The sequence below is a fragment of the Pseudomonas kielensis genome (assembly GCF_030505375.1).
Classification (GTDB): Bacteria; Pseudomonadota; Gammaproteobacteria; order Pseudomonadales; family Pseudomonadaceae; genus Aquipseudomonas; species Aquipseudomonas kielensis.
In genome coordinates, this window is the sequence record NZ_CP130043.1 from 2,667,162 (window position 1) to 2,679,870 (window position 12,709).

The following is a 12,709-nucleotide window of genomic DNA, read 5'->3' on the forward strand; positions in this document are numbered from 1 at the left end:
GGCTGCGAAACGGTGATCGATTCGGGTTTATTTGCTGGTCAGTTGCAGGTTCTCGGCCGCCGGCTTGCCGTCAAAGGTGGTCACGCCCTCCAGCCAGCGCTGCTGGTCTTGCGGGTGATCCTTGAGCCACTGCTTGGCTGACTCGAACGCATCCTTGTGGTCCAGCAGCGGTTGCATCATCCGGCTCTCATCTTCGGCGGTGAACGTCAGGTTGCTGAGCAGGCGGCTGACGTTCGGGCACTGGCTGGCGTACTGGGGGGCGGTCACGGTCCAGACGGTGGCCGAGCCTTCGTTCGGCCCCAGGGCGTCCTGGCTGCCGGTCAGGTAAGTCATTTGCACGTTGACGTTCATCGGGTGCGGCGCCCAGCCGAAGAACACCACGGCTTCCTTGCGCCGTACGGCACGGTCGACCGCCGCGAGCATGCCGGCCTCGCTGGACTCGACCAGCTGGAATTTGCCCAGGCCGAACTGGTTCTTGGCGATCATCGCCTTGATCTGGGTGTTGGCACCCGAGCCGGGCTCGATGCCATAGATCTTGCCGCCCAGTTCTTTTTCGAACCTGGCGATGTCGGCGAAAGTCTTCAAGCCCTTGTCGGCCAGGTACGTCGGCACGGCCAGGGTGGCGCGGGCGTCCTTGAGGCTGGGTTCAGCCAGGACCGTGACCTGCTTGGCTTCGACGAACGGGGTGATGGTCTGGGTCATCAGCGGGTTCCAGTAGCCGAGGAACAGGTCCAGGCGCTGGTCGCGAATGCCGGCGAAGATGATCTGTTGCGAGGCGCTGGTCTGTTTGGTCTTGTAGCCGAGGCCGTCGAGCAGGACCTGGGTCATGGCGCTGGTGGCGATCACGTCGGTCCAGTTGACCACGCCCATGCGCACGTTCTGGCACGCGGCGGGGTCGGCGGCCATGGCGCCGGAACTCAGCAAAGCACTAGCGCTGAGCGCAACAACACAGCGGCTTATCAGTCGTTTCATCTCAGGTTCCTCGGCAGTTCGTTATTGTGGGTCCGGTCGTCTTTGTGCGCCGGTGATGCCAAGTTACGCAGCTCAAGGCCCATGAAAGCGCACCACGGCGACCAGCTCTTGCACTGCAGCGACCTGTGCTCTTGAATGCCTGTTGCAAGTGGCGTATCAACGTCCCCACGCTACCCGTCAACCGAGTGCGCTCCATGTCCCAGGATTTCTACTTCTTGTTGATGCCGGGCTTTTCGGCCATCGGTTTTATTTCGGCGATCGAGCCGCTGCGGGTGGCCAACCGCTTTCGTGGTGAGCTGTATCGCTGGCACGTGCTGAGCGCCGACGGTGGGCCGGTGTTGGCCAGCAACGGCATGTCGCTCAACGCCGACGCGGCGCTGGAGCCGTTGAAGAGGGGGGCGACGTTATTGGTGGTCGCCGGCTTCGAACCGCTGAAGTTCGTCGACCCGGCGCTGGAGCACTGGCTGCACCGCCTCGATCACGAGGGCGTCACCCTCGGCGGGATCGATACCGGCAGTGTTGTCCTCGCCCAGGCGGGTCTGCTGGACGGCCATCGGGTGACCCTGCACTGGGAAGCCATCGAGGCGTTCAAGGAGTCTTATCCACAGCTCAGCGTGACCCAGGAGCTGTTCGAAATCGACCGTCGGCGTATCACCTCGGCCGGCGGTACGGCGTCCATCGACCTGATGCTCGACCTGATCGCCCAGGCCCACGGCCCGGAGCTGGCGATCGAGGTCAGCGAGCAGTTCGTGCTGGGGCGCATTCGCCCGCGCAAGGACCACCAGCGCATGCAGATCGCCACGCGCTATGGCATCAGCAACAAGAAGCTGGTGCAGGTGATTGGCGAGATGGAGCAGCACAGCGAGCCGCCCCTGAGCACCCTGGAACTGGCGGAGTCGATCAAAGTTACCCGGCGCCAGCTGGAGCGTCTGTTCCGCCTGCACCTCAACGACACCCCGAGCAATTTCTACCTGGGCCTGCGCCTGGAAAAGGCCCGGCAACTGCTGCGCCAGACCGACATGAGCGTCCTGGAGGTGAGCATCGCTTGCGGCTTTGAATCGCCGTCCTATTTCACCCGCAGCTACCGGGCCCGGTTCGAGCGCTGTCCGCGAGAGGATCGGAGCCAGCGCACGGCTTGCTAGCGATGAGGTTTGTTCTGTTCCTACGACTTCATCAAGGCCGAACACGCCGCCTTGTAGGCCTCATGCTGGTACTTGTTGAGGGTGGTCGGCAGGGCGAAGTCGTGTTTTTTGGCCTGCGCGTTGATGGTCTGGGGCGACAGCAGGGTGACTTCGCAGCTGTCGAGCAGCTGGAATATGCCTTCGATCTTGAAGGTGGTCGGGCCGCCGGCGAACTCGCCTTTCTTGCTGCGCTTTTTGATCGCGATGCGGTCGATCGAGTTCTCGCGGACGAATGCTGCGACTTGCGCGGCGAACAGTTTGACGTGGGCGGCGTCGTCGTCATCGTCCAGGGCGATTTTCTTGGTGGAAAGGGCGACGTGGCTGAGCACCTGGCCGTCGAGGGAGGCGACGGCGATGATCGCTTCACTGCCTTTGATTTCGATGCCGCAGAGTTTCATGGAGGTCGCCTTTTTCAGTCAGTTGTTGAGGGGTGTGGCTGCGTCACTGAGCCAGTGACTCCAGGAACTCCGAGCGTTCGTCACTCTTGTTCGCCAGGCAGTCGTTCTGATCGATGATGTAGGCCTTGCTGCCCACGGCGGCAGGGAATGGCGCGATCGCGCAATCGGCGTCCCGCGACTTGATCCACAGTTGTTCGGCGACCTGCAGTTTGCCGGTGATGTCCGCCAACTGAGTCTTGTTGCCTGCGTATTCAGCCCTGAACCGCTCCAGCAAACCCTGGTAGTTGTCCTTGAGCAGTTGTTCGGCGGTGGTCTTGTTGTACGCCGAGCATTCCAGGGTCTGGATGTCGTTTTCGACCGCATCACAAGGGTTGTTGTCAGCGTCTTCAGCTGCCTGTACCCCGGTCGCGATCAGTGCCAATGCGAAGAAGATCGATTTCATTGAGCTGTCGTCCCAATTCCGTGAAGCATTCAGTGATGCGGCGGATTCTGGCCCAAGCGCGGGGTAAAGAACAGACGGGCAAACCGGTGGTGATGTGACCCTTTGTCGTGGATTGACGCTTTCGGCAAACCCCCTGTCGTTTTTGCACCCGGCTGCCCAGGCACCGAGGCATATGCTGACCCAAAGCGCCGGCAGACGATTCGGCGCATGAATCGCCAATAAGGGGACAGCCTGATGAGCCCAGCCGAACTGCACGCCGACAGCATCGTTATCGACGGGCTGATCATTGCCAAGTGGAACCGTGAGCTGTTTGAAGACATGCGCAAAGGTGGCCTGACCGCGGCCAACTGCACCGTGTCGGTGTGGGAAGGGTTCCAGGCTACCGTCAACAACATTGCCGCCAGCCAGAAACTGATCCGCGAGAACGGCGACCTGGTGATGCCGGTGCGCACCACCGCCGACATCCGCAAGGCCAAGGAGCTGGGCAAGACCGGGATCCTCTTCGGCTTCCAGAATGCCCACGCCTTCGAAGACCAGATCGGCTATGTCGAGGTGTTCAAGCAGCTCGGCGTTGGCATCGTGCAGATGTGCTACAACACCCAGAACCTGGTGGGCACCGGTTGCTACGAGCGTGACGGCGGCCTGTCGGGTTTCGGCCGGGAGATCGTCGCCGAGATGAACCGCGTCGGCGTGATGTGCGACCTGTCCCACGTCGGCTCCAAGACCTCGGAAGAAGTCATCCTCGAATCGAAAAAGCCGGTCTGCTACTCCCACTGCCTGCCGTCGGGCCTCAAGGAGCACCCGCGCAACAAGTCCGATGAAGAGCTCAAGTTCATTGCCGACCACGGCGGTTTTGTCGGTGTGACCATGTTCGCGCCGTTCCTGGCCAAGGGCATCGATTCGACCATCGACGACTACGCCGAAGCCATCGAATACACCATGAACATCGTCGGCGAAGACGCCATCGGTATCGGCACCGACTTCACTCAGGGCCATGGCCAGGATTTCTTCGAATACCTGACCCACGACAAGGGCTACGCCCGCCGCCTGACCAGCTTCGGCAAGATCATCAACCCGCTGGGCATCCGCACTGTGGGCGAGTTCCCGAACCTGACCGAAACCCTGCTCAAGCGCGGCCATCCTGAGCGCGTGGTGCGCAAGATCATGGGCGAGAACTGGGTCAACGTTCTCAAAGACGTCTGGGGCGAGTGAATAACTCTGGAGCCTACTCCGCTCGCCGATAGCTGCGTCAGGTCCTCGCGCCAAGCTCGCCGTACGTCCCGTACTGTCTCGCTTGTCGCTCCGGTCCTTCCTTGCTCTCGACGTGCTCGCTACGGCTCCAAAGTCATTCACACAGCTTGTTTATAAGAGCAAAGCAAAAGCTTTGCTAAGCACTGACCACGAATTTTCTGGAGTTTAGTTTCCATGGCCAAGATCGCCCCGCAATTGCCAATCGAAGTCGACAGCGAGACCGGTGTCTGGACCTCCGACGCCCTGCCGATGCTGTACGTGCCGCGCCATTTCTTCGTCAATAACCACATGGGCATCGAAGAAGTACTGGGTGCCGACGCCTACGCCGAAATCCTCTACAAGGCCGGCTACAAGTCCGCCTGGCACTGGTGCGAGAAGGAAGCCGAATGCCACGGCCTGGAAGGTGTCGCGGTGTTCGAGCACTACATGAAGCGCCTGTCGCAACGGGGCTGGGGCCTGTTCAAGATCCAGGACATTGACCTCGACAAAGGCACCGCCAGCGTCAAGCTCGAGCACTCGGCGTTTGTCTATGTGTACGGCAAGGTTGGACGCAAGGTCGACTACATGTTCACTGGCTGGTTTGCCGGTGCCATGGACCAGATCCTGCAGGCGCGCGGCAGCAAGATCCGCACCGTCGCCGAACAGGTTTACGGTGGCTCCGAAGAAGGCCACGACGACGGCTTGTTCACCGTCAAGCCGTTGTAAGTCGAGGATCCTGCCATGGCTTTCGAAGCAATGTTCCAGCCGATCCAGATCGGCAAACTGACCATCCGCAACCGCGTGCTCAGCACCGCGCACGCCGAGGTGTATGCCACTGACGGCGGCATGACCACCGATCGGTACGTCAAGTATTACGAAGAGAAAGCCAAGGGCGGGATCGGCCTGGCGATTTGCGGCGGTTCGTCGGTGGTGGCCATCGACAGCCCGCAGGAATGGTGGAGCTCGGTCAACCTGTCCACCGACCGCATCATTCCTCACTTCCAGAACCTCGCCGACGCCATGCACAAGCATGGCGCCAAGATCATGATTCAGATTACCCACATGGGCCGCCGCTCACGGTGGGACGGTTTTAACTGGCCGACCCTGATGTCGCCGTCGGGCATCCGTGAACCGGTACACCGCGCCACGTGCAAGACCATCGAGCCGGAAGAAATCTGGCGGGTCATCGGCAACTACGCCCAGGCCGCGCGTCGGGCCAAGGCCGGCGGTCTGGACGGCGTCGAGCTGTCGGCCGTGCACCAGCACATGATCGACCAGTTCTGGAGCCCGCGGGTCAACAAGCGCACTGACGAGTGGGGTGGCACCTTTGAAGGCCGCATGAAGTTTGGCCTGGAAGTGCTCAAGGCAGTGCGTGCCGAGGTCGGTGACGACTTCTGTGTCGGCATCCGCCTGTGCGGTGACGAGTTCCACCCGGACGGTCTGTCCCACGAAGACATGAAGCAGATCGCCAAGTACTACGACGACACCGGCATGCTCGATTTCATCGGTGTGGTCGGCTCGGGGTGCGATACCCACAACACCCTGGCCAACGTGATCCCCAACATGAGTTATCCACCGGAGCCGTTCCTGCACCTGGCGGCCGGGATCAAGGAAGTGGTCAAGGTTCCGGTGTTGCACGCGCAGAACATCAAGGACCCGAACCAGGCCACGCGGATTCTGGAAGGCGGCTATGTCGATATGGTCGGCATGACCCGCGCCCATATCGCCGACCCGCACCTGATCGCCAAGATCAAGATGGGCCAGATCGACCAGATCAAGCAATGCGTGGGGGCCAACTACTGCATCGACCGGCAGTACCAGGGCCTGGACGTGTTGTGCATCCAGAACGCCGCGACGTCCCGTGAATACATGGGCGTGCCGCACATCATCGAGAAGTCCACCGGGCCGAAACGCAAGGTGGTCGTGGTCGGTGCCGGCCCGGCCGGGATGGAAGCTGCGCGCGTCGCGGCGGAACGTGGCCATGACGTGACCCTGTTCGAGAAGAAGGAACTCATCGGTGGGCAGATCACCACGGCCTCCAAAGCCCCGCAACGGGACCAGATCGCCGGTATCACCCGCTGGTTCCAGCTGGAACTGGCACGCCTGAAAGTCGACCTGCGCCTGGGTGTGGCGGCCGATGCCGCGACCATTCTCGACCTGCGTCCGGACGTGGTGGTGCTGGCGGTTGGCGGGCATCCGTTCCTGGAGCAGAACGAACACTGGGGCGCGGCCGAAGGCCTGGTGGTCAGCAGTTGGGACGTGCTCGACGGCAAGGTGGCGCCCGGCAAGAACGTGCTGGTCTACGACACCATCTGTGAATTCACCGGGATGTCGGTGGCCGACTTCCTGGCCGACAAGGGTTGCCAGGTCGAGATCGTCACCGACGACATCAAGCCCGGCGTGGCCATCGGCGGTACGTCGTTCCCGACCTACTACCGCAGCATGTACCCCAAGGAAGTGATCATGACCGGCGACATGATGCTGGAAAAGGTCTACCGCGAAGGCGACAAGCTGATTGCCGTGCTGGAGAACGAATACACCGGCGCCAAGGAGGAGCGGGTGGTCGACCAGGTGGTGGTGGAAAACGGCGTGCGGCCGGATGAAGAAATCTACTACGCGCTGAAGGAAGGTTCGCGCAACAAGGGCCAGATGGACGTTGAAGCCCTGTTCGCGATCAAGCCCCAGCCTTGCCTGGAACAGAGCGGCGACGGTTATCTGCTGTTCCGCATCGGCGACTGCGTGGCCCAGCGCAACACGCATGCTGCGATCTATGACGCCCTGCGGCTGTGCAAGGATTTCTGATACGACGCCAAACCAATGTGGGAGCGGGCTTGCCCGCGATGACGGCAGCACATTCAACACCAATGTTGACTGACCTATCGCTATCGCGGGCAAGCCCGCTCCCACAGGAGTCGGGTCAGGTATCCAGATCGTTAAGACCCTGAGGTCTTTGGGAGCAACACCCATGTTGAACACAATTCTTCCCATCCTGCTGTTTGCTGCCCTGGGCCTGGCTGTCCTGGGCGCCTTGCGGCGGGTGGCCATGTGGCGTCGGGGCCGGGCTTCGAAAGTCGACCTGATCGGCGGCCTGCTCGCCATGCCCAAGCGCTACATGGTCGACCTGCACCACGTGGTGGCGCGGGACAAATACATCGCCAATACCCACGTCGCCACGGCCGGCGGCGCTGTCGCGTCGGCGGTGCTGGCGATCCTGGTCCACGGATTTGGCCTGCATAACCGTTTCCTGGGGTATGCGCTGCTGTTGATGACGGCAGTGATGTTCGTGGGGGCGATCTTCGTTTACCTGCGCCGGCGCAACCCGCCAGCCCGGTTGTCCAAAGGCCCGTGGATGCGTTTGCCGAAGAGCCTGCTGGCGTTCTCGGCGTCTTTCTTCCTGGTGACCCTGCCAGTGGCGGGCATTCTCCCGGAGCATTTCGGTGGCTGGCTGGTGGTGGCGATCCTCGGGTTGGGGGTGCTGTGGGGCGTGTCCGAGTTGTTCTTCGGCATGACCTGGGGCGGGCCGATGAAGCACGCCTTCGCCGGCGCCTTGCATCTGGCCTGGCACCGTCGCGCCGAGCGTTTTGGTGGCGGTCGCTCCACCGGTTTGAAACCACTGGATCTGAACGATCCAAGCGCACCGCTGGGCGTGGAAAAACCCAAGGATTTCACCTGGAACCAACTGCTGGGGTTTGACGCCTGCGTGCAGTGCGGCAAGTGCGAAGCCGCGTGCCCGGCGTTTGCCGCCGGCCAACCACTGAACCCGAAAAAGCTGATTCAGGACATGGTGGTCGGCCTGGCCGGTGGCACCGACGCCAAGTTCGCCGGCAGCCCGTACCCAGGCAAGCCAATCGGCGAACATGCAGGCAATCCGCATCAGCCGATCGTCAACGGTCTGGTGGACGCCGAGACCCTGTGGTCGTGCACCACCTGCCGGGCCTGTGTCGAAGAATGCCCGATGATGATCGAGCACGTGGACGCTATCGTCGACATGCGCCGGCACCTGACCCTGGAAAAAGGCGCGACCCCGAACAAGGGTGCCGAGGTCCTGGAAAACCTGATCGCCACCGACAACCCGGGCGGCTTCGCCCCTGGCGGGCGGATGAACTGGGCGGCGGACCTGAACCTGAACCTGCTCAGCGAGAAGCAATCCACCGACGTGCTGTTATGGGTCGGCGACGGCGCCTTCGACATGCGCAACCAGCGCACGCTGCGCGCGTTCGTCAAAGTGCTGAAAGCGGCCAAAGTCGACTTCGCCGTGCTTGGCCTCGAAGAGCGCGACAGCGGTGACGTGGCCCGACGCCTGGGCGATGAAGCGACCTTCCAACTGTTGGCCAAACGCAACATCCAGACCCTGGCCAAATACCGCTTCAACCGTATCGTCACTTGTGACCCGCACAGCTTCCACGTGCTGAAAAACGAGTACGGCGCGTTCGATGGCAATTACCTGGTACAGCACCACAGTACCTACATGGCACAAATCATCGGTGCCGGTGCGTTGAACCTCGGCCAGCACAAAGGCAATAGCGTGACCTATCACGACCCGTGCTACCTGGGCCGCTACAACGGCGAATATGAGGCACCGCGTGAAGTGCTGCGCGCCCTCGGTATCGAAGTCAAAGAGATGCAACGCTCCGGCTTCCGCTCGCGCTGCTGCGGCGGTGGCGGCGGCGCGCCGATCACGGACATCCCCGGCAAGCAGCGGATTCCGGACATGCGCATGGAAGACATCCGCGAAACAGGCGCCGAACTGGTGGCCGTGGGCTGCCCGCAGTGCACCGCGATGCTGGAAGGCGTGGTCGAGCCGCGACCGTTGATCAAGGACATTGCCGAATTGGTGGCCGATGCGCTGCTGGAAGACCAGGCACCCAGCAAGCCGATCACGCCGGCCCAACGTGAACCTGCGGAGTTGCACTGATGAGCGAGATTATCCGCCGCGACCCCCGTGCTGAATGGATTGCCCGCAACCGCCTGCACCCGCTGCACGCGGCCATGCAACCGGCGCAACACAGCTGGATGGGGCCTAACGGCGTCATCCGCAAGAATCCCCATGGAGTCGGCTTCATCGGCCCCAACGGGGTCAAGCGCATCGACCGCAGTGGCGCGCAGCAGGGCGGCGCGACCAAGCGTACGGCCGCCGTTGAAGTGCAGTTGCCGTTGCATCAGGTGCCTGCACCGGCGTTTTACATCAGCGTGGTGCCGGACATGGTCGGCGGCCGCTTGAGCAGCCATGACCGCGACTTGCTCGGCCTGGCGCATCAATTGGCCGGCAAGGACGGCGCGGTCCTGGCCGTGGTCTTCGGCGAACACAAAGAGAGCGCCTTCGCCACGGCTGGCGTTGATCGCTTGCTGGTGCTCGAAGGCGAGCAGTTCAGCGGTTATGCACCGGAACAACGGGTCCAGGGCCTGCGGGCTGTGGATAACCAGTTCAGCCCGCGTCACTGGTTGCTGCCGGACAGTCGCACCGGTGGCGGTGAACTGGGTCGGCACTTCGCCGCCGCCCTGGGCGAACGCCCGGCCACGCGGGTCTGGCAGGTCAAGGACCAGGCGTGCATCGGCCGTGCCGGCGCCGGCTTGCAAGACCTTGCTCGTCCGCTCGCACGCTTGATTCTGGCCGCCGTCGAATGCGCCGAACCGGTCAGCGAAACCCGTCACGAAGCCTTGCCGGTGGAGTTATCCACAACCGTCGCGCGCAGTCTCTCGCGGATTGAGGATCTGGGGGCGGTGGCAGTGGACCCGGCAGCAATTCCGATGGCCGAAGCCGAGTTCATCTTCTCGGGCGGTAACGGGGTCAAGGATTGGGCGTTGTTCCACCAGACCGCCGCTGCGCTGGGGGCCACCGAAGGCGCCTCGCGGGTGGCGGTGGACGACGGCTTCATGGCCCGCGACCGGCAGGTCGGGGCGTCCGGCACCTGGGTCACCGCACGGGTCTACGTGGCGGTGGGGATTTCCGGGGCGATCCAGCACCTGCAGGGCATCGGTGCCTGCGACAAGGTGGTGGCGATCAACCTGGATCCCGGGTGCGACATGATCAAGCGGGCCGACCTGTCGGTGATCGGCGAGAGCGCCGAGATTCTTCACGCCTTGATCGCGGCGGTAGAGGCTTACCGCAACGGAGCCAAGCGCGATGCGGCTTAAGGGAAGGAAAGGGTTATGAGCACGAAAATCATCAGCCTGGTCTCCATCGGCGCCCACCCGACTTCCGGTCGGCCCCGTCGCGCGGAGCAGGATGCGCGGGCGGTGGAACTGGGTCTGCAACTGGCTGGGGATAACTTGCAGGTGCTGCATGCCGGCGACATCGCCGAGCCCGCCCTGCGCGCTTACCTGGGCATGGGGCTGGAACAGCTGCATGTGCTGGAACAACCGGAAGGCGCCGATGCGCTGCCGGCCTTGACCGCGTACTTGCGTGATGCCGGAGCCCAGGTGGTGCTGACCGGTAGCCAGGCGGAAACCGGTGAAGGCTCGGGCATGTTGCCGTTCCTGCTGGCTGAAAGCCTCGGCTGGCCGCTGGTGGTGGGGCTGGCGCAGGTGGAGTCGATCGACGGCGCGTCTGCGCTGGTGCTGCAAGCCTTGCCCCGCGGTCAACGCCGTCGCTTGAAGGTGCGCCTGCCGTTCCTGGCGACGGTGGATAACGCCGCACCCAAGCCACGCCAGAGCGCCTACGGCCCGGCCCGGCGCGGGGTGTTGCAGGCCGAGGACGTGGAGATCGTCGACGATGAACTATTGGCGGTCGCCACCCTGCAACCGGCCAAGCCACGGCCCAAACGCTTGAAGGTGATCAAGGCCAAAAGCGGTGCCGACCGTATGAAAGCCGCGACGGCCAAGGCCAGCGGTGGCGGTGGCCAGGTGCTCAAGGGCGTGACTGCCCAGGAAGGTGCCGAGGCGATCCTCAAGTTGCTGGTCGAAGAGGGCGTTGTTCGCTAGTTCTGACGGCGTTCCTAGCAGAACTGCTAGTGTTGCATTCAATGCGCTTTTGTTAGGTTGATGAGCATGGATGAGCCCCCGCAGGCGTGCTGCGGGGCGTCTGGATCGATGCGAGGCTGCCTGATGCACGTTACCGGTAACTCACCAATTCCTGTCCGCTTACCGCCAGCCACGGTCTTGCAACCGCGCATCCTGTTGCTGGCCACCGACCTGCAACAATCCATCCTCGCCGAGTTGGACTGCAGCGGTCCGAACCTTCGCGCTTACACCCCCTATGGTTCGCCCAGTAGCCTGAGGCCGACGAGTGCGGGCCTGGGCTTCAATGGGCAGCTCAAAGAACGTCCTACTGGCTGGTATCACCTGGGCAATGGCCATCGGGTCTATAACCCGCTGTTGATGCGGTTCCACAGCCCGGATCGGTTGAGTCCGTTTGGTAAGGGGGGACTGAACCCGTATGCGTATTGTTCGGGCTCTCCCATGAACCGGGTTGATCCCTCCGGCAGGGCGTGGTTATCGCTGCTGGGGAATGTTGTGGGCACTGCTTTGAATTCCATCTTTGCCGGGGCGGCGATCAACAGGGCGGCGGCAGCAATCGTCGCCGGCAAACCTCAAAGCATGTTGACGCGTATTGGCAACGCGATGAGTTTCTGGGGGGGCGCGACGAGTGTGCCGTCTCGTGCAATCGGTGTTCCTGCGGCGGTGGCTGCGCAGATGCCCGGTACCAGTATGTCGCTGGGTTCGAGCGTGGGGGTCATTGCCGGCCAGGTTCTGACGGGGGGCGGTGCGCTCAAGCAGAATTACGTTATTGCTCGGACATGGATGGCCACCGCCGCCAGCAATGGGCAGTCAAGGTGGCGTGTGTTGTGGGAGGCGACCAAGGAGGCCAGTGGGTGGAACCTGCTCCGCAGGCAAGCGCCGGGTCAGGTGCCGGGGAGAGCTCCTGATGTTCCTTTACAGCAGGTCGTGGTGAGCTCCCCAGACGCCCCTGGGCAAACGTCCAGCCTGGTGACTGATGCCGGCTCTATACGTCAGTCATCCTAGTCGGTTCAGTCGTTGCGGATGAATTACTCACAATCCCTGTTAGCGCTTCTGTGGATAACATGTTCGCCCATCGCTACACGCCCTGCACAGCAAGCCCTGCAGGCCTTTGTACGAAAAACAACCAGTGCTATTGCTTGTTTTTTCGAGCTTTTTTCAGTGGATGAGGCGCTGCCGGGTTCAAGACTTGCCCCCAATCTCTGTTGGCGCTTCTGTGGATAAGATGTTCGCTATTGGCTGTGAGCCTTATTAATCGGGCCTTTCAAGATTTTGGTCAATAAATAACCAAATGCCTGTTTATACCCCTCAATGCACTCTGGACGCCTTGAAATCTGCTGTCTGGACAGGGTTTTCCACACAACAGGGCGACGGTGCACAAGTTGCCCCCAAAGTCTGTTGGCGCTTCTGTGGATAAGGTGTTTGCGATCTGGTAAGAGCCATACAGGCCGTGGCTTGCAGGCTTTCGATCAAAAAACAACCAATCACCGGTGAAAACCACACATTTGGATAAGTCACGGATTTTCTTC

The 12,709-nt window shown here is 62.2% G+C and carries 11 protein-coding genes; 8 read left to right on the plus strand and 3 right to left on the minus strand.

The window, feature by feature from the left end:
- Nucleotides 1–27: 27 nt before the first annotated feature.
- Nucleotides 28–972 carry a choline ABC transporter substrate-binding protein gene (locus Q1W70_RS12345; RefSeq protein ID WP_166592014.1) on the minus strand — a complete coding sequence of 315 codons (945 nt, stop codon included), beginning with the start codon at nt 970–972 and terminating at the stop codon, nt 28–30.
- Nucleotides 973–1,166: 194 nt separating this feature from the next.
- On the opposite strand from Q1W70_RS12345, the gene Q1W70_RS12350 reads away from it, so the two are divergent.
- Nucleotides 1,167–2,114 (plus strand): GlxA family transcriptional regulator, encoded by a 948-nt coding sequence (locus Q1W70_RS12350; protein WP_182342699.1) that lies wholly within the window; start codon nt 1,167–1,169, stop codon nt 2,112–2,114.
- A gap of 20 nt (nt 2,115–2,134) precedes the next feature.
- On the opposite strand, the gene Q1W70_RS12355 is transcribed toward Q1W70_RS12350, so the two are convergent.
- Both Q1W70_RS12355 and Q1W70_RS12360 read right to left on the minus strand, forming a co-directional pair.
- Nucleotides 2,135–2,551 (minus strand): DUF3010 family protein, encoded by a 417-nt coding sequence (locus Q1W70_RS12355; protein WP_302098848.1) that lies wholly within the window; start codon nt 2,549–2,551, stop codon nt 2,135–2,137.
- A 43-nt stretch (nt 2,552–2,594) separates the two neighbouring features.
- Nucleotides 2,595–2,993, minus strand: a complete 399-nt coding sequence (locus tag Q1W70_RS12360) for a lysozyme inhibitor LprI family protein (protein WP_166592017.1) — start codon at nt 2,991–2,993, stop codon at nt 2,595–2,597.
- A gap of 234 nt (nt 2,994–3,227) precedes the next feature.
- Here Q1W70_RS12360 and Q1W70_RS12365 point away from each other — a divergent pair, with 234 nt between their 5' ends.
- From Q1W70_RS12365 to Q1W70_RS12395, 7 genes are all read left to right on the plus strand, one after another.
- A complete protein-coding gene (locus Q1W70_RS12365) occupies nt 3,228–4,205 on the plus strand; it encodes a dipeptidase (RefSeq protein ID WP_095147212.1) in 978 nt (325 codons plus the stop codon).
- A 213-nt stretch (nt 4,206–4,418) separates the two neighbouring features.
- On the plus strand, nt 4,419–4,949 hold the full coding sequence (locus Q1W70_RS12370) for a DUF5943 domain-containing protein (protein WP_008033249.1): 531 nt from the start codon (nt 4,419–4,421) through the stop codon (nt 4,947–4,949).
- A 15-nt stretch (nt 4,950–4,964) separates the two neighbouring features.
- Entirely contained in the window at nt 4,965–7,025 is a 2,061-nt protein-coding gene (gene dgcA / locus Q1W70_RS12375) for a dimethylglycine demethylation protein DgcA (protein ID WP_166592019.1), read from the plus strand.
- Nucleotides 7,026–7,188: 163 nt separating this feature from the next.
- On the plus strand, nt 7,189–9,138 hold the full coding sequence (dgcB, locus tag Q1W70_RS12380; RefSeq protein ID WP_185818101.1) for a dimethylglycine demethylation protein DgcB: 1,950 nt from the start codon (nt 7,189–7,191) through the stop codon (nt 9,136–9,138).
- On the plus strand, nt 9,138–10,358 hold the full coding sequence (gene etfA / locus Q1W70_RS12385; RefSeq protein ID WP_302098849.1) for an electron transfer flavoprotein subunit alpha: 1,221 nt from the start codon (nt 9,138–9,140) through the stop codon (nt 10,356–10,358). Before dgcB ends, etfA begins: the two co-directional genes overlap by 1 nt.
- A 15-nt stretch (nt 10,359–10,373) precedes the next feature.
- A complete protein-coding gene (etfB, locus tag Q1W70_RS12390) occupies nt 10,374–11,144 on the plus strand; it encodes an electron transfer flavoprotein subunit beta (protein WP_166592022.1) in 771 nt (256 codons plus the stop codon).
- A 66-nt stretch (nt 11,145–11,210) separates the two neighbouring features.
- Complete coding sequence (locus tag Q1W70_RS12395; protein WP_302098850.1) at nt 11,211–12,185, plus strand: RHS repeat-associated core domain-containing protein; 975 nt, start codon at nt 11,211–11,213, stop codon at nt 12,183–12,185.
- The last annotated feature ends 524 nt before the right edge of the window (nt 12,186–12,709 follow it).